At 73.2% G+C, this 16,383-nt stretch carries 14 protein-coding genes; 4 read left to right on the top strand and 10 right to left on the bottom strand.

The window, feature by feature from the left end; genetic code table 11:
* Positions 1 to 128: 128 nt before the first annotated feature.
* From RM425_RS12155 to RM425_RS12140, 4 genes are all read right to left on the bottom strand, one after another.
* Complete coding sequence (locus tag RM425_RS12155; protein ID WP_311345469.1) at positions 129 to 875, bottom strand: enoyl-CoA hydratase/isomerase family protein; 747 nt, start codon at positions 873 to 875, stop codon at positions 129 to 131.
* Positions 876 to 969: 94 nt separating this feature from the next.
* Positions 970 to 4,260 (bottom strand): TM0106 family RecB-like putative nuclease, encoded by a 3,291-nt coding sequence (locus RM425_RS12150; protein ID WP_311345468.1) that lies wholly within the window; start codon positions 4,258 to 4,260, stop codon positions 970 to 972.
* A gap of 227 nt (positions 4,261 to 4,487) precedes the next feature.
* The gene (locus RM425_RS12145) at positions 4,488 to 4,721 is read right to left on the bottom strand and encodes a hypothetical protein (RefSeq protein WP_311345467.1); all 234 of its coding nucleotides are present in this window, start codon (positions 4,719 to 4,721) and stop codon (positions 4,488 to 4,490) included.
* 10 nt (positions 4,722 to 4,731) lie between these two features.
* The gene (locus RM425_RS12140) at positions 4,732 to 5,301 is read right to left on the bottom strand and encodes a hypothetical protein (protein WP_311345466.1); all 570 of its coding nucleotides are present in this window, start codon (positions 5,299 to 5,301) and stop codon (positions 4,732 to 4,734) included.
* A 302-nt stretch (positions 5,302 to 5,603) separates the two neighbouring features.
* Here RM425_RS12140 and RM425_RS12135 point away from each other — a divergent pair, with 302 nt between their 5' ends.
* Complete coding sequence (locus RM425_RS12135; protein WP_311345465.1) at positions 5,604 to 6,923, top strand: MFS transporter; 1,320 nt, start codon at positions 5,604 to 5,606, stop codon at positions 6,921 to 6,923.
* Positions 6,924 to 6,934: 11 nt separating this feature from the next.
* Positions 6,935 to 7,297, top strand: coding sequence for a DUF1330 domain-containing protein (locus tag RM425_RS12130; RefSeq protein WP_311345464.1), 363 nt, complete (start codon positions 6,935 to 6,937; stop codon positions 7,295 to 7,297).
* A 9-nt stretch (positions 7,298 to 7,306) separates the two neighbouring features.
* On the opposite strand, the gene RM425_RS12125 is transcribed toward RM425_RS12130, so the two are convergent.
* Positions 7,307 to 8,344, bottom strand: coding sequence for an aldo/keto reductase (locus RM425_RS12125; RefSeq protein WP_311345463.1), 1,038 nt, complete (start codon positions 8,342 to 8,344; stop codon positions 7,307 to 7,309).
* Positions 8,345 to 8,484: 140 nt separating this feature from the next.
* Here RM425_RS12125 and RM425_RS12120 point away from each other — a divergent pair, with 140 nt between their 5' ends.
* Both RM425_RS12120 and RM425_RS12115 read left to right on the top strand, forming a co-directional pair.
* Complete coding sequence (locus RM425_RS12120; RefSeq protein WP_311345462.1) at positions 8,485 to 8,628, top strand: hypothetical protein; 144 nt, start codon at positions 8,485 to 8,487, stop codon at positions 8,626 to 8,628.
* A 103-nt stretch (positions 8,629 to 8,731) separates the two neighbouring features.
* Positions 8,732 to 9,355, top strand: coding sequence for an antibiotic biosynthesis monooxygenase (locus tag RM425_RS12115; protein ID WP_311345461.1), 624 nt, complete (start codon positions 8,732 to 8,734; stop codon positions 9,353 to 9,355).
* Between the two features lie 38 nt (positions 9,356 to 9,393).
* On the opposite strand, the gene RM425_RS12110 is transcribed toward RM425_RS12115, so the two are convergent.
* The 5 genes from RM425_RS12110 to RM425_RS12090 all read right to left on the bottom strand — a co-directional run bounded on the left by RM425_RS12110 (position 9,394) and on the right by RM425_RS12090 (position 16,305).
* Complete coding sequence (locus tag RM425_RS12110; RefSeq protein WP_311345460.1) at positions 9,394 to 10,521, bottom strand: aromatic ring-hydroxylating oxygenase subunit alpha; 1,128 nt, start codon at positions 10,519 to 10,521, stop codon at positions 9,394 to 9,396.
* Complete coding sequence (solA, locus tag RM425_RS12105; protein ID WP_311345459.1) at positions 10,518 to 11,681, bottom strand: N-methyl-L-tryptophan oxidase; 1,164 nt, start codon at positions 11,679 to 11,681, stop codon at positions 10,518 to 10,520. The genes RM425_RS12110 and solA overlap by 4 nt, the downstream gene beginning before the upstream one ends.
* Positions 11,682 to 11,683: 2 nt before the next feature.
* Positions 11,684 to 14,110, bottom strand: a complete 2,427-nt coding sequence (locus RM425_RS12100) for a GcvT family protein (RefSeq protein ID WP_311345458.1) — start codon at positions 14,108 to 14,110, stop codon at positions 11,684 to 11,686.
* Between the two features lie 162 nt (positions 14,111 to 14,272).
* The gene (locus RM425_RS12095) at positions 14,273 to 15,043 is read right to left on the bottom strand and encodes an IclR family transcriptional regulator (protein ID WP_311345457.1); all 771 of its coding nucleotides are present in this window, start codon (positions 15,041 to 15,043) and stop codon (positions 14,273 to 14,275) included.
* A gap of 167 nt (positions 15,044 to 15,210) precedes the next feature.
* Positions 15,211 to 16,305: a hypothetical protein gene (locus RM425_RS12090; protein ID WP_311345456.1), complete on the bottom strand. Its 1,095-nt coding sequence runs from the start codon at positions 16,303 to 16,305 to the stop codon at positions 15,211 to 15,213.
* Between the last annotated feature and the right edge of the window lie 78 nt (positions 16,306 to 16,383).

Raw genomic sequence — 16,383 nt, 5'->3', positions numbered from 1 at the left:
CGTCTCGATTCGATTCGCCGGCAACTGCCATCGAGCTCGAAGCCTCAACGCGCTAGCCCTATCAGCATCGTCGTGAGGGTCGAGCTCGGGCTGTGCTGGCACCGCGAAGCGTCCTTCCTGCTTAGATATCAGCCCGCCGAGCGGCGCATTGACCACATCTGGGCGGGGCGCTCCGACTGCATGGCGACGTCCCATGGGATCGCGCCGTTGACGACCTCCTTGCGGAAGTTGCCCACCGCCACCCGCGCCAGCTCCGGGTCGGCTGCCACCCGCTGCGCCAGCTCGATGGCCCGGTCCTCGACCGCGGCGTCGTCCAGCGACTCCCACGCCAGCCCCAGATCGACGGCCTTTTCGCCGTTGATCTCCTCGCCGAACAGCGCCATCGCGGCCGCAGCCTCGCGGCCGATCAACCGCGACAGGATCACGAAGTGCCCGCCGCCCGGGTGCATACCGCGCCGCAGGAAGCCGGCCAGCAGCCGCACGTCCTTGGCCACGACCCGCAGGTCCGCCGCCAGCAGCATGTTCATGCCGGCACCCACCGCCGAACCACGCACCGCAGCCACCGTGGGCACGCGAACCTGACCGAGCCGGTAGAAGGAGTCGTAGATCTTGCCCATGCCCTCGTAGGCGTCAGCCGCCGCCGGGTCCTTGCCGGCCGAGGTCAGCGTCGCGACGTCGCCGCCTGCACAGAAAGACTTGCCGACCCCGCGGATGACCAGCGCGCCAACCTCCGGTTTGGCGTCCACCTCGTCGAACGTGGCAATCAGCTCGTCGGCCATTCCAGGCGTCAGCGCGTTGCGCCGGTCCGGAGCGTTCAGCGTCACGATCGCGACGCCGCCGTCCACCTCGAGCAGCACTTCACCGGATCCGGCCACGAGCCCACCTCTCAACCGAGCGGCCAAGCCCTGACGCCGGCCACAACCTCTGTCAGGCATCAGACCACGCGTCCCAGACCCCCGCGCGACGCGGTCAGTCCAGAGCCACTCCGCTCGCCGACTCCACCAACCGGCACAGCGCGTTGACCCGGCGCAACTGGTCCGGCGTCCGTACCGGCGCGTCCAGCAGCTCCGGGCTCAGCACCACGCAGGCAAGGGCTTGCGCGCGCGACACCGCCACGTTCAGCCGGTTCAGGTCGTACAGGAACGACACCCCGCGGGGCGCATCGTCGGCGCTGGTGCTCGTCATCGAATACAGGACCACCGGCGCCTCCTGACCCTGGAACTTGTCCACCGTCCCGACCCGCGCGCCGTCCGGCAGCGCCGCCTTGATCAGCGCGACCTGGGCGTTGTACGGCACCACCACCAGCACGTCGGCCGGCCCGATTGGCACCTCCTCCCCCAGGTGATTCCGCCACGTCGAGCCCTGGACCGAGTGCCACAGCCGCGCCACGGCGTCGGCCTCCTGCTGGCTCTTGTCCGCGCACGTCCGCTCGTGGGCCACCGGCAGCACCCGCAGCCCGCTTCCGGACAGCGGCCCCTCCCCCAGCACCGCTACCCGCTCGCGGCCGTCAGCGGACCGGAGCCGGCCCTCGTACGCCAGCTCCGACACGAACGCGGTCAGGTCAGGGTGCATCCGGTACGACCGGTCCAGGAAGACGCCCCGGTCCGCCGGGATCGTTGCGTGCCCGTCGAGCAGGTGCTCCAGCGCCGAGGCGCCGGACTCCCCCGGGTGCACCGCCTGCGATGGCTGCGCCAGCTGCTGCGGGTCGCCCAGCAGCACCATCGAGCGCGCACCCCGCGCCACCGCCACCGCATTGGCCAGCGAGAACTGCCCCGCCTCGTCGACCACCAGCACGTCCACGGCAGCCGCCACGTCCGCGCGCGTCCAGAACCACGCCGTCCCGCCGACCAGGTTCACGTCGCCGTCCACCAGCGCCCGGGTGACGACGCCGTTGTCCGCCGACCACGCGACACCGGCTGCACCGCAGTGCTGGTCCTCGGTGCACTTCTGCAGCGCCGGCCGCCCGACCGCCTTGAGCAGGTTGCCGATGACCGCATGGGAGGTCGCCGTGACGCCGACCTTCTTCCCGGCGTCCAGCAGCGCCCGGATCAACGCCGCGGCCGCCGTCGTCTTGCCGCTCCCCGGCGGACCCTGGATGGCGAGCACCTCGCCGTCCAGTGCCGGCCCGAGCCGCACGATTGCGTCGGTCGTCGCCTCGCCCTCACGCAGTGGCGTTCCCGCGGGACCGCGCCGCTCGACCAGCGCCTGCCCCAGGCAGTCCCGGCCGGCCAGCACGTCGTCGCCGGTCGCCGCGATCGCCTCCCGGAGACCGCGAGTGTTCAGCGGCCCGCCGGGTCCCAGCCCGCGCGGCCGCGGCGGCTCCGCCGCCGTCGTCTTGAGGACAAGTCGACATGTGGCGATGTCGAGGTCGAACACCGTCCCGGCCTTCTTCGCGGTGTCCACGTCCAGCGCCTCGTCGCCGATCGAGAGCTTCGTGTCCTGCACCGGAAACGAGTACTCGTACAGCCGGCTCCTCGCGACCGTCCCGCACGCCTCCGGATCGGACAGCCCGCCCAGCGCCGCTCCGTCGTCGATCAGCGCCTCGCGATCCAGCGTCCGCAGCCGGAAGACCTCCCACCAGGCGGGCTTGTCCTCGCGGCGGTGCCAGCCCACCAGATCGCCCAGCAGCTCGTGCCCGGCGTCGTGCAGGCGCTCGGCCAGCTCCAACTCGGCGGCCTGCGCGTCGGTGACCACGGGGTCCGGCGCAGCAGCAGCCCACGACGGCCGCGGCAGCCCGCCGTGTGCCGCCTCCAGCTCCGCCCGCTGCGCCTCCAGCCAGTCGTGCAGCTCGCGCGTGGAGTCGACGTCGTCCTTGTTGTACGACTCGATCGCCCCCAGCCGGGCGTCGTCGCCGTCGGCCAGCCAGGCCTCGTACTCCAGGACGCTGCCCAGCGCGCTGGCGACCTCTCCCCCGTGCTCCCGGCCGTAGAACGCCTCGACCTTCTTGATCGAGTACGACTCCTTGCTGATCCGCATCGACTGCCGGACGACGGGATAAAGGTCGACGAACCGCTCCTCGCGCAGCAGCTGGTCCAGCTCCGCCTCGCGCACGCCGTAGCCGCCGGCCAGCTTCTTGAGCGCGGTCACCTCGTAGGGCGCGTAGTGGTAGACGTGCATGCCCGGGTCGCTCGCCGCCGCGGCCACCAGCCGGTCGATCAGCTCGGCGACCATCGCCTTCTCCGCCGGCCGGTCGTGCGCCCACAGCGCCGTGAACGCACCCGACCGGTCACCCAATCCGGCGAGGTACTCCAGCCCCGCGCCGTCCTCGAACCAGGGGTCGCCCTCGAAGTCGAGGTACAGGTCGGCCGGGCTCGGTGGTGGCAGCCGCAGCAGGCCCAGTCCTTCGAGCGGCGGGAGCAGCGTCCGCGACGACTCCCCGGTCAGCCGCTCCCGCAGCTGCTCGGCCGCCTGCTGCTGCAGCCGGGCCCGCGCGTCCACCCCGATGCCCGACTCCCGGAGCAGCTCCGGCGACGCCGCCGCCAGCGCGGCCATGGTCGGGATGCCGACCGCCCGCAGCGCGTCGCGGTGGTCGCCGCGCATGCCGGCGACCAGGCCGAGGTCATCGGACTCCCGCAGCTCGGCGTTGCACCGCGACACCCAACGGCACTGCTCGCAGTGGCTGATCGGCGAGGGTCCCGTCGCGGGTGGGGAAGCGACGAAGCCCTCCAGCCGGGCCCGCGCCCGCCGGGCGTACGCGGCAACGTCGACCAGCCGCCACGGCCGCGACTCCCCGTCGCCGGTGACCACGTGCACGAACGCCGGCTCGACCCCCTGCAGCGCGGTCAGCCGCTCGGCGTAGGTGGCCATCTGCAGCAGCGCCGCCACCTTGAGCTTGCGGGCGAGCTTGGTGTCGGCGATCTCGTAGGACCAGTCGCCGAACAGCGACGGCGTCTCGACCCGCAGCAGGAAGTCGGCCTGCCCGCCCCAGGCGCCGTCGAAGAAGGTCCCCTGATAGACGACGTCGACGCCGCTGCGCATCGCCTCGACCGTCTCGGCCTCCGCGCGCCGTCGTCCCTCGAGCCCGGAGCCGCCGGCGATCTCGGTGACGGAGAGCCCGGACGCGACCAGCGACGCCAGGTACTTCCGCTCGTGCTCAATCCCCCGGTCGAAGACGAACTGCACCTCCGGTGCGGTCGCCTCGGCGGGCGCCGCCCACTCCCCCGCTGCCACGCCCAAATCGAGGCGGGTCAGGTGTCGGCACTCCTGGTGGGCGGTCAGGTCGGTCGGGCTGAGCACCAGCCGTCCGTCGAGTCGCTGCATCGCCTCGCCCCTCCCGCTCTCAGCGGCCGTCCGGAACGGCCCCGCCTCGGAGGCAGAGTTGGGGACGCATCTGACACGAATCCACTAGTTGGACATCCGAGCCGACGCGGCCACCCGTTCGAGCGGCTCCGAGCCGCGGCCGGCTCACCATGTCAAAGCCTGGTTGCGCCGCCGCAACAGACGCCTTCCCGATCCACTCCGACTAGCGCAGCGGCACCGTGACCGACTCAGGTGGTGAGGGTTGGGCCGTCGTCGTCACGGCTGAAGCTGGCTTCGTCGACCATCTCCGAAGGCCGTGGCATCTGCGTGTCCGCTCTATCCGCTGAGTCGACCATCTCCGCCGGCTGGGGAAGCTGCTTCTCCACCTGGTCGACCAGGTCGGCCGGCTGGACATCGGACGCGACGACTGCCTGGTCCGCCTCGTCCCCGGCCGGCTGCTCGATCTCCTCGGACTCGGACATGTTTCCCCTCTCACACCAGCTTGGACACGACGGTGAGGACGAACGCGAGGACGAGGGCCCAGGTGCAGATCTTTACCCAGTCCGCCTTGGCCGCGCCGTTGTCGACGTTCCGATCGAATGCTGTCACCTTTGCGCGGACAATGCGGGCGTACGCCTGGTTGGGGCTCGTCGACTCGAGTCGGAGGAGCACGTCGGGGGTGGGTGCCTGCTGCCAGGTGCGGACAGCTAGAGACGCCAAGCCCAGGAGGAGTACGACGACGTGGGCGGCGGCCGCCAACCGGGTGAGCCACGTCTGATCCCCCAACAACAGGAAGCCGCTCGCGGCGATGCTGGCCGCGACCAGCGAGCCTGCCTTCGCATCTAGCTGCGTGAGGTCGGTGTGCTGTCCGTCCAGGCGGCGCCCGACCTCGTCGTTGAGCAGTGCGAGCGTGGCCTCGTCGAAGGTCTTGAGCTGTTCGTCGTCCGGGAGGTCGTCGATCTGCCCTGTGCTTGGGTGACCGTCGGGCGACGGGCTCCGCGGCGGAGGCAACCAGCTCGCGGCTGCTGACCGCCATCGGGCGATGCGCTTCGCTGCAGCCATGACAAGAGTCTTGCTGCCGCCGGGAACCAGCGGTAATCGGATACCGCGACGGGTGCGGGCGGCCAAGCTCCGAGTGCTGCGACACCCTCCATCTGAACCCCCTACCCCGACCAATGGTCCAGGAGTGGACTTGCATGTCATGCGCTTCGCGGAGTTCGGCGAGCTCAAGCTCTTCGCCTGAGCCACACGGCCGGGAAGGATGCGGGCGATAGGCTTGAGGTCGTTCAGAACGTGTAACTACCTGCTGTCGGCCTCGCTGACGGATCAAGGCGGCACGCCCGATCCGCAGAAGCACCGAGGTCATGACGCACGCCCGACTGTTCGAGTCCTCGCTCCTCCGGCACGCCGGCCCCACGTACTTCCCGCTCGCCTTCATCGCGCGGCTGCCCTTCGCGATGATGGTCGTCGGCGTGCTGACCCTCGTCGTCGCCGAGCGCGGCTCGGTCACCCTCGGCGGGCTCAACTCCGCCGCCGCCGGCCTGGGCACCGCGGCCGCCGGCCCGCTGCTCGGCGCGGCCGTCGACCGGTTCGGGCAGCGGCGCGTGCTGGTCCCGGTCGGGCTGCTCAACGCCGCTCTGCTGGGCGCCTTCCCGCTGGTGGTCGGCAGCGTTGCCTCGAACGCCGCCCTCCTCGCGCTCTCGGTGGCCATCGGCGCGACCGCTCCGCAGGTCGCCCCGCTGTCCCGCACCCGGCTGGTCGCCCTCATCCGGCGGCACATCGACAAGGACCGCCAGGAGAAGACGCTCAACGGCACCATGGCCTACGAGTCCGCCGCCGACGAGACCGTCTTCATCGTCGGCCCGTTCCTCGTCGGCCTCCTTGCCACGGCCGTCGCCCCGTGGCTCGCCGTCGCCGGGGCGGCCGCGCTGACGCTGGTCTTCGTCACCTGGTTCGCCCTGCACCCCACCGGCCGGGTCGAGCCGGACACCTCCTCGACGCCCGTCGACGCCGCACCCGCCCGCGAACTGGTGAGGTTCCCACTGGTGACCGTCGTCGTCGGTGCCCTCGGCGTCGGCCTCTTCTTCGGCGCGACCCTCACCTCGCTGACCGCCTTCCTCGCCGCCGACGGCGACGGCGAGCGCGCCGGCCTGCTCTACGGCGTCATGGGCATCGGCTCGGCCGCCCTAGCCCTCGGGTCGGCCGCCTTTCCCGCACGGTTCCCCGTGCGGATGCGCTGGCTCGTCTTCGGCGCGCTGCTGCTGGCCGCCGCCGTCGCCTTCGCCGCCGCCCGTTCGGTGCCCGCGCTCGTGGTCGCCCTCGCCGTGGCCGGCTGCGGAATCGGGCCCACCCTCGTCGCCCAGTACAGCCTCGGCGCGCAGCTCTCCCCCGCCGGCCGGTCGGCCACGACGATGACCCTGCTCGGCTCCGCGGTCGTCGTCGGCCAGGCGCTCGCCTCCGCGGCCACCGGCGCCGTCGCCGACCGGCTCGGCGCGACCACCGCACTGCTGGCCCCCGCGCTCGCGGCCGCGGTCGTGGTGGCCGCCGCGGCAGCGCACCTGGTCGCCGTCCGCGGCCCGGCCGTACCCGCCGGCCCGGCGCTTGCCCGCCGGAACCGGAGCCGGTGCGCTGACCCAGCGCCCGAAGACCGGCACCGGACGGCGGGGCCGACCGGGGGCCGATAGCGTCCGGAGCCATGGCAATCAATCCCACCGGCGCCGGCCTCAAGCACTACCTCGCCGAGGACCCGGGCGGCCCCGTCGTGATGCTCAACCTGCTCCGCTTCGCCGAGGGCGGACGCGAGACCTACGAGAAGTACTCCAGCGCGGTCCGCGAGACGTTCCTCCCCCGCTACGGCGGCGAGGTCGTCTACGCCGGCGACGGCTCCACGCCGCTGGTCGCCGAGGACGGCCAGGACTGGGACGCCGTGATGCTGATCCGGTATCCGAGCCGCGAGGCCTTCAGCAAGATGGTCGCCGACCCCGAGTACCAGCAGTTCACCCACTTCCGGAGCCAGGCCCTCACCGAGGCCGTCCTCCAGCCGACCCGACCCCGGTAAGGCCTGCCCTCAGCGCCGGCGCTGGGACGCGTCGGCCAGCCACGGCGGTGCGTACCCGGCGTCGTCGGCGCGGATGTTCGTGCCCGGCGGGACGATCGCGTCGATCGCGTCGAGCACCTCGTCGGAGAGCACGAGATCGGCGGCCGGCAACTGGCTCGTGAGCTGCTCCATGGTGCGCGGGCCGATGATCGCCGAGGTGACGCCCGGGTGCCGGATCGTGAACGCGATGGCCAGGTGCACCAGGGACATACCGTGCTCCTCGGCGAGCACGGCCAGCGCGTCGGCGGCGTCCAGCTTGCGCTGGTTGACCGGGTCGGAGAGGTCGTAGCGGGCCGCCATGGCCCCGCCCATCATCGTCGACCGGTGCGTCTCCGTGGCGTCGGAGCCCTTCCGCCACTTCCCCGACAGCCAGCCGCCGGACAGCGGGCTCCACACCAGCGTGCCCATGCCGTACTGCTGGCAGACCGGCAGCACCTCGCGCTCGATGCCGCGCACCAGGATCGAGTACGGCGGCTGCTCGGTGACGAACCGCCCGCTGTGCCGCTTCTCGGCCGCCCACTGCGCCTGCACGATCTGCGACGCCGGGAAGGTGGACGAGCCGAAGTACCGGATCTTCCCGGCCCGCTGCAGATCGGTCAGCGCGTCGAGGGTCTCCTCGACGTCGGTGTCCTCCGAGGGCCGGTGGATCTGGTAGAGGTCGATGTGGTCGGTCTGCAGCCGCCGCAGGCTGTCCTCCACCTCGCGGACCAGCCACCGGCGGCTGTTGCCCCGCTGGTTGGGGTCCTTGCCCATCGGGGCGTGCGCCTTGGTCGCGAGGACGACGTCGTCCCGGCGGCCACCCGCCAGCGCCTTGCCGACGATCTCCTCCGACTCGCCGCCCGAGTACATGTCGGCGGTGTCCACGAAGTTGATCCCGGCGTCGAGCGCGGCGTGGATGATCCGCACCGAGTCGTCGTGATCGGTGTTGCCCCACTGTCCGAACATCATCGCGCCGAGGCAGAGCGGGCTGACCTTGACGCCGGTGCGACCGAGCGTGCGCATCTCCATGGGTCCGCCCCTACCCCCGCCGACGGCCCGGCACCCGCCGTGAGCAGGCCCGCCGAGGTCTGCACCGCACCGGACTCCCCGGGCGCCGGCGCGCCTCGGATCTGCGGAGCCAGACCCTGCGCACCCAGCGCCGGCTGACCGTGCCGCCCCGCCACCTGCTGCTGCAGCGCGTCGCCACGGGGCTGGCCGGCGTCCTGTGCTCGCCCGGCGCCACCGTGGCCGTCGACGCGGAGGCCCGCCGCTGGCTGCCGGGCGAGGTCGGGGCCGGGAGCGAACGGGCCTGACGCGGAGCCGCGCATGCGCCCGTTGACACCGCGCCGCAGCGGCGAACCATGGACGACGCGGCGACGCCGCAGGGGCGCCGCGCAGTCCCGGAAGGGGGCCGTCATGTACGCCCGTTCCACCACACTGATCGCCGACCCGGTCCGCATGGACGACGGCATCGCCGACGTCCGCGACACCGTGCTGCCCGCCGTCCTCGCCATGGACGGGTGCACCGGCCTGTCGATGCTGTGCGACCGCGATACCGGCCGGTGCATCGTCACGACCGGCTGGGAGACCGAGGAGGCGATGATCGCGACCCGCGAACGCGTGGACCGCCTGCGCGACCGCGCGACGGCGAAGTTCGGCGGCTCGTACCCCGAGGTGAAGGAGTGGGAGGTCGCCGTCATGCACCGGCTGCACCCCGCCGGCGACGAGTCGTGCGCGAGGGTCGGCTGGAGCCGCACCGACCCCGGCCGGGTGGAGGAGGTGCTGGACGCCTTCCGCCACCGGATCGTCCCGGCGATGGACGACGTCCCCGGGTTCTGCAGCATCAGCCTTCTGATCGACCGGGCGCAGGGCCGGGCGTCGCTGACCGCCGTATACGCGGACCGCGCGTCCATGGCCGCCACCCGCGACCAGCTCGACCGGATGCGCAACGAGTTCGCCGCGCCGATGGGCGTCGAGGTCACCGAGGAGGCCGAGTTCGACGTCGTCCTGCACAACCTGCGCGTCCCCGAGCTGGTCTGACCGGCGAGGACCCGGGCGGGCGCAGACGCACGCCCGGGTCAGCCCTCGCCGAGCCGCCCGCGCAGCCAGTCGTGGAACAGCGCGAGGTGGTGCTCGACCGGGACCAGCACGCCACCGGCCGCGTAGGCCCGCGAGCTCATCCCCGGCTGGGTGCGCTCGCAGGCGGTGAAGTCCTGCTGGTTGACGCGGTGGAACAGCTCCACCGACCGGGAGACGTCCAGCCCCGCCGCGACCACCTCCGGCGCGTACAGCCAGTCGCACTCCACCACCGTGCGGTCGACGGCCAGCGGGGTCATCCGCAGCACGATCACGTGGTCGGGCACCAGGTTGAGGAAGACCGTCGGCTTGATCGTCGCCGCGTAGTAGCGGCGGTCCCGGTCCGGGTCGATCCCCGGCAGCGCGGGGAAGCCGGCGCCGCCGTCGACGGTGAAGCCCTCGGCGGAGGCCGCGAACTGCGCCCCGTGCCCGACGTAGGTCTGCGCGGCGTACCCACGGCTGAACTCCGGCAGGACGTCGGTCAGCTCCGGGTGGATCGTCGCGCAGTGGTAGCACTCCATGAAGTTCTCGACGACGAGCTTCCAGTTGGCCGCCACGTCGTAACCGATCCGCCGGCCCAGCGCCAGCCGCCCGACGTCGTAGCCCTCGATCGCCGCCGGGTTGCCCAGCCGCTCGGTCACCGCGCCGACGACGTCGTCCTCGAACGACGGCGGGTCATCGGCCAGGCACACCCACGCATAGCCGAGCCATTCGCGCAGCTGCACCGGCACGAGCCCGTTGGCCACCCGGTCGACGTCGGGCATCCGCGCCAGGTTGGGTGCGGCGACCAGCGCACCGTCCAGTCCGAACGACCACGCGTGGTACGGGCAGCGCAGCGTGCGGTTCACCTGGCCCGATTCCTCGCTGCACAGCTGCGCGCCGCGGTGCCGGCACACGTTGAGGAACGCGCGCAGCGCGCCGTCCCGGCCACGGACCACCAGCACGCTCTCGCGGCCGACCTGCACCTTCCGGAAGCTGCCGGGCGCGGCGACCTCGTCGGTGCGGGCGACGCAGCACCACATCGCCTCGAACACCCGCTCCTGCTCGCGGACGAACAGCGCCGGATCGGTGTAGTACCGCCCGGCAAGGGTCGGCATCAGGCTGGAGGACGTGGGGAGGGTCGCGGTCATGGGGTGGCCTCCAGGGCGGGCCGACGGGGGTCGAAGAGGTCGATCGGGTGCTTCGTCGTTCCCGTGGTGGCGAGGTCGGCGAGGATCTCGCCGACCACCGGCACGAACTTGAAGCCGTGCCCGGAGAAGCCGCAGGCCACCGTCACCTGCGGGTGCTCGGGATGCGGCGCGATCACGAAGTGCTCGTCGGGCGTCGTCGTGTACATGCAGGTCGCGGCCTTCAGCAGCCGTCCCGGCAGGGTCGGCAGCACCCCGGCGAGCTGCCCGGCCATCGCCGCGACCTCCTCGGGGTGCACCTCCCGGTCGACCGTCTCCGGGGTGCACGCGATCCCCCGCCGGAAGAAGGCGACCTTCGCCCCGCCGTCCGGGCCGTCGATCGCGGGGAACCCGTAGATCTGGGTGCCGTCGGCCGCCTCGTGGATGTAGATCGGGTGCCGGTCCGGCGTCCAGGCGCCGGTGCCACCGGTCGGCTGGAACCAGTACATGACCTGCCGCTCCACGGTCAGCGGGACGCCGAGGTCGGCCAGCACCTGCGGCGCCCAGGAGCCGGGGCTGACCACCAGCGCACCGGCCTCGTACTCCCCCGCCCCTGTCCGCACCCGTACCCCGCCGCCGGGGGTCGCCGTCCAGGAGAGCGCCGGCTCGCGGAAGCGCAGCCCGGCGCCGCGCGAGAAGGCCAGGTCCAGGTGCGCGGCCACGGTCGCCTCCGGGCGGGCGAACCCGGCGGCGGTCTCGACCAGCCCCACCTCGTCGTCCGCGGGGGTCAGCGTCGGGAACCGGCGGCGGACCTCCGCGGCGTCCAGCAGCTCGTGGGCCAGCCCCCACTCGCGGGCGGCCCGCAGGCTGCCGGCGACGGTGCGGCTGTCCGGCCGGCCGAGGAACACCCCGCCGGTGCGCACCAGCACGTCGGTGCCGGAGTCGGCGCACAACTGGTCCCACAGCTCGTAGGCGCGCAGCAGCAGCGGCACGTAGGCGGGGTCCTCGAAGTAGGCCTGCCGGGTGATCCGCGAGCCGCCGTGGCTGGACCCCTGGTCGTGCGCCGGGCCGAACCGCTCCAGCCCGAGCACCCGCTGCCCGCGTGCGGCCAGGTGCGCGGCGGCCGCGCTGCCCATGCCGCCCAGCCCGAGGACGATGACGTCGTAGCTCGTGTTCCGGCCCATGGTCAGCACCGCATCCGGGCGCCGGAGGGATCGACCAGCGGCTCAGCGGTGACGGTCGCGGCGAGCGGCTCCCCGAACCAGTCGACGGTCACGGCGGTGCCGACGACGGCGAGCGACGCCGGCAGCCACGCGTAGGCGATCGACCGGCCGATCGAGTAGCCGAACCCCGCGCTGGTGACGTAGCCGACCGGCGTTCCCCCGACCCGCACCGGCTCGCGCCCCAGCACCGTCGTCGCCGGGTCGTCGAGGGTGAGGCAGGCGAGCCGCCGGTCGTGCGGACGTCGCTGCAGGGCCTCCTGGCCGACGAAGTCGCCCTTGTCCTCCCGGACGGCGAACCCCAGCCCCGCCTCGACCGGGTCGTGCTCGGTCGTCATGTCCGTCCCCCAGGCCCGGTATCCCTTCTCCAGCCGCAGGCTGTCGAAGGCCCGCCGCCCGGCGGCGACCATCCCGTGCCGCTGCCCGGCGTCCCAGAGCACGTCCCACAGCCGCAGCCCGGTGGCCGCGTCGGTGTACAGCTCCCAGCCGAGTTCCCCGACGTAGGAGACCCGCAGCGCGGTCACCGGCACGCCGCCGACGAACAGCTCCCGCGCCCGGAAATAGCCGAACGCCGCGTGCGAGACGTCGCTGCTCGTCAGCGCCTGGAGCACGTCGCGCGCCCGCGGTCCCCACAGTCCGATGCCGCAGGTGCCCGCGGTTGTGTCCCGCAGCTGCACCGATCCGTCATACGGGGCGTGCTGCCGGAACCAGTCGAGGTCCAGCGGCCCGTTGGCACCCACCTGGAACCGCTGCTCGCCCAGCCGGGCGACGGTCAGGTCGCTGCGGATCCCGCCGGCGGCGTCCAGCAGCAGCGTGTACGTGACCCGGCCGACCGGGCGGGCGAGGTCGTTGGTGGTCAGCCGCTGCAGGAAGTCCAGTGCCCCCGGACCGGTCACCTCGATGCGGGTCAGCGGGGTCATGTCGTAGAGCGCCACCCGCTCGCGGGTGGCCAGCGCCTCGGCGGCCACAGTCGGTGACCACCACCGCGCCGCCCACGGGTCCCGCTCCGGCAGGTCGAGTCCCTGGGCCAGCGGCGCGTTGGTCTCGAACCACAGCGGCCGCTCCCAGCCACCCGCCTCGGTGAAGACGGCGCCGAGCTCCTGCTGCCGGGGGTGGAACGGGCTGGTGCGCAGCGGGCGCAGCACCGCCGGCGGGTCCAGCGGGTGGACGACGTCGTAGACCTCGACGAACTGCTGCGCCCCCCGCTCGGCGACGTACTGCGGCGAGAGCTGGACGTCGGTGAACCGGTGCAGGTCGCACTCGTGCACGTCGGTGCGCGGCTGCCCCTCGACCAGCCACTCCGCCAGCGCCTTCGCCACGCCCGCCGAGTGGGTGACCCACACCGCCTCGGCGACCCAGAAGCCGGGCAGGTCGCGGTGCTCGCCGAGCAGCGGCATGCCGTCGGGGGTGAAGGAGAAGACGCCGTTGATGCCGGCGGCGACCTCGGTGTCGGCGAGCCCGGGGAGCAGCGCGAGGCTCTGCTTCCAGGCATCGGCGAAGTCGTCGGGAGTGAAGGGCAGGCAACTGTTCGCGTACGCCTCGGCGTCCTGCGCGGTGACCGGCATCGGCCGGTGGCCGTAGGAGCCGATGCCGATCCGGTCGCCGTGCTCGCGGTAGTACAGGTCGGCGTCCTGGTGCCGCAGGATCGGCGCGCTGATCTCCCGCACCGCGCCGGCCAGTGCCGGCACTGCCGCGGTGGTGGCGTACTGGTGCGCCAGCGGCTGCAGCGGCACGGTCAGCCCGGCGAGGGCGCCGACGTCCGGACCCCAGAACCCGGCGGCGCAGACCACCACGTCGGCCGGCACGAAGCCGCGGTCGGTGTGCACGCCGCTTACCCGGCCGCGCTCCTCGGCGACGCCCGTGACCCGGTGCCGGGCGAGGAAGCGCGCCCCTCGGTCGATGGCACGCCGTGCCTGCGCCTCTCCGGCCGGCACCGCGTGCGCCAGCCCGTCGCTCGGGACGTGCAGCCCACCCAGCACGGCACCCGGGTCGAGCAGCGGGTGCAGCCGGGCGCACTCGGCGGGGTCGACCAGCCGGGCCTCGATCCCCCAGGAGGTGGCCAGTCCGTGCCGGCGGGCCAGGTCGGCCAGGCGTTCGGGGGTCGTCGCCACCTCCAGACCGCCGACGGACCGGAAGACCGGGACGCCGTCCAGCGTCAGGGCACCGAACTTGCCGACGGTGTAGCTCGCGAACTCTGCGAGCGTCTTCGACGGGTTGGTCTGGAAGACCAGGCCCGGGGCGTGCGAGCTCGATCCGCCGGCCGCGAAGAGCGGGCCCCGGTCGAGCACGGTGACGTCGGTCCAGCCGCGTTCGGTGAGCTCGTCGGCCAGCGAGCACCCCACGATCCCGGCGCCGATGACGACGACGCGGGGCGACGTCCTGTGGGGAGCCATGCCCATGGCCACGCCCTTCGGTTGTTGCGACTCCCGCAACGGCTCGCGGGATGCGCAACAGCATCCGAACCCGGGTGCGGCGCCGTCAAGAGGCGCCAGCCCCTGGCCGCAAGTCCTGACATGGTGTTCACAGCCGCGACACAGAGCGCGGCCGTCGACGGCTCAGCCGAGCTGTCGGCCGGTCTCCGTGGCGACGACGCACAGCTTCTCGGCCACGTCGTCGAAGCGCTCGGGAGGCAGGCGGTACGAGGGTGCCGAGACGCTGAGCGCGGCGATGAGCCCGCCGTCCGCAGTGCACACCGGTGCGGCCACCGCGTTGAGCCCGAGCTCGAGCTCGCCCTCGGTCGCCGCCCAGCCGCGGACGCAGACCTCGTCCAGGACCTGCTCGAGCGCCGCGGTGTCGGTGATCGTCGCCGGGGTGTAGCGCTCGAGCGGAGCCGACCGCCGGCCGCGGCGCACCGCCGCGGGGCCGAAGGCGAGCAGCACCTTGCCGCTGGACGTCGCGTGCAGCGGCGTGCGCCGGCCGACCCAGTTGAGCAGGCCGACCGAGGCACTGCCCTGCACCTGGCTGATGTTGACCACGCTGTCGCCGTCGCGGACCGCGAGGTTGACCGTCTCGTCGAGCTCGGCGGCCAGCCGCTCGCACGCCTCGCGCCCCAGCCGGGTCAGGTCCAGCTGTGCCGCGCTGGCCCCGGCCAGGCGCACCAGCCCGAACCCGAGCCGGTAGGTGCCCCGCTCCCCCAGCTGCTCGACCAGTCCGTGCGCCTCCAGGGTGGCCAGCAGCCGGGATGCGGTGGACTTGTGCACGCCGAGCTCGGCACCGAGGTCGGTGACGCCGGCGCTGCCGCGGTCAGCCAGCACAGAGAGCATCGCCAGCGCGCGGTCGACGGACTGCACCAGCGCCGGTCCGTCGCCATCAGCACCGTTGCGCATCGTGCAACGCTAACCGAGGCGGCGTCGGCGCGGTGCATTGCGTTGCGTTGCGTACGTCGGTCAAGCCTGACCAGGCGTCGTCCGTCGGCCGCCGACCACGCGAGCCACGTCCGTGGGCCCACGACGGGCCCGGCCACCCCAGGGAGGCCGGGCCCGTGGTGCCGGGATCAGCCGAGGACGCCGGCCCGGCGACGGCTGAGCAGCGTCAGTCCGATGCCGAAGGCGACGGCCAGCAGCCCGGCGAACACCACCGGGAAGGCGGCGATGCCGGTGTAGGCCAGCGCCGAATCAGTACCGGTAGCCGCACCGCCGGCCTTCTTGTCGGAGCCCTCCACGCCCGTCGACTCCCTGGTGCTCGCAGTCGCCGCACCCGGGGACGCGCCCGGCTGGCCGGACGCCGGCTCGACCGGAGCGGCCGGCGCGACAGGGGTGGCCGGCGCGGCCGGGTCGGTGCACGTGGTGCTGGCACCACCCAGGATCCCGACGCCGATCCCGCAGACACTGATCGGCGCGTCCACGCCCACGACCGGACCGGTGCCGTCCGTCGAACCACCAGCGCCGGACGCCGGAGCGGTGCAGTCCGCGTCGGCGTTCCCGAGGACCCCCACGGCGATGCCGCAGACGGTCACCGGCGCGTCGACGTCGAGCAGAGCGCCGTCCGTCGAGCCACCCGCGGCGGGCGCCGGAGCGGCGCAGTCGGCGCTGGCATCACCCAGGACGCCGACGGCGTTGCCGCACACCAGCACCGGTGCGTCGACGTCGAGCAGCGACGCACTGTCCTCGGGCTGCGCCGCCGGGGCGGTGCCGGTCGACGAGCTCCCAGCGGTGGCGTCGCCGAACACCGCGATCGCGTTGCCGGTCGCGGTCACCGGCACGTCGGCGTCCACGACTGAGCCGGAGGACCCGCCCGCCGATCCGGATGACCCGCCCGCCGAGCCCGAGGTCCCGCCGGACGCCGGAGCGGCAGCGGGCTGAGCCACGTCCAGCTCGGCGACGTCGGCGGCGTTCCCGCCGATGTCGATCGGGACGGCGATCGCCAGGCCACCGAGGTCGGCGCCCACGGTGCCGTCGATAGCCGGCGGCTCGATCTCGGCGGGCGTGGTCCCGGGCGCCGTGCCCAGCACCGCCAGGGCGTTGTCGGTGACGGTGACCGGGACGGTCACCGCGATGTCGTCGTCGGCGGACGCGATGCCCGTGCCGGCGGCCAGCAGACCGCCGGTGAACAGGGCCGTCTGCAGCCCGCGCTTCATCCACACGTTCATGAGGGGTGTCCTTCTCTGACTGAGGGACCGGTCCGAGGGGACCGGGTGGGATGGCCGCGGTCAGCTCAGGGCTGACCA

The sequence above is a fragment of the Blastococcus goldschmidtiae genome (assembly GCF_031845325.1).
GTDB classification, from domain to species: domain Bacteria; phylum Actinomycetota; class Actinomycetes; order Mycobacteriales; family Geodermatophilaceae; genus Blastococcus; species Blastococcus goldschmidtiae.
Note: the sequence above shows the minus strand (reverse complement) of the source record. Positions and strands in the feature narration are given on the sequence as shown.

Coding starts and splice junctions, on each gene's coding strand:
- RM425_RS12145 (WP_311345467.1), bottom strand. CDS start 4,721: ATGTCCGAGTCCGAGGAGATCGAGCAGCCGGCCGGGGACGAGGCGGAC.
- RM425_RS12135 (WP_311345465.1), top strand. CDS start 5,604: ATGACGCACGCCCGACTGTTCGAGTCCTCGCTCCTCCGGCACGCCGGC.
- RM425_RS12150 (WP_311345468.1), bottom strand. CDS start 4,260: ATGCAGCGACTCGACGGACGGCTGGTGCTCAGCCCGACCGACCTGACC.
- RM425_RS12140 (WP_311345466.1), bottom strand. CDS start 5,301: ATGGCTGCAGCGAAGCGCATCGCCCGATGGCGGTCAGCAGCCGCGAGC.
- RM425_RS12130 (WP_311345464.1), top strand. CDS start 6,935: ATGGCAATCAATCCCACCGGCGCCGGCCTCAAGCACTACCTCGCCGAG.
- RM425_RS12090 (WP_311345456.1), bottom strand. CDS start 16,305: ATGAACGTGTGGATGAAGCGCGGGCTGCAGACGGCCCTGTTCACCGGC.
- RM425_RS12115 (WP_311345461.1), top strand. CDS start 8,732: ATGTACGCCCGTTCCACCACACTGATCGCCGACCCGGTCCGCATGGAC.
- RM425_RS12125 (WP_311345463.1), bottom strand. CDS start 8,344: ATGGAGATGCGCACGCTCGGTCGCACCGGCGTCAAGGTCAGCCCGCTC.
- RM425_RS12100 (WP_311345458.1), bottom strand. CDS start 14,110: ATGGCTCCCCACAGGACGTCGCCCCGCGTCGTCGTCATCGGCGCCGGG.
- RM425_RS12110 (WP_311345460.1), bottom strand. CDS start 10,521: ATGACCGCGACCCTCCCCACGTCCTCCAGCCTGATGCCGACCCTTGCC.
- solA (WP_311345459.1), bottom strand. CDS start 11,681: ATGGGCCGGAACACGAGCTACGACGTCATCGTCCTCGGGCTGGGCGGC.
- RM425_RS12095 (WP_311345457.1), bottom strand. CDS start 15,043: ATGCGCAACGGTGCTGATGGCGACGGACCGGCGCTGGTGCAGTCCGTC.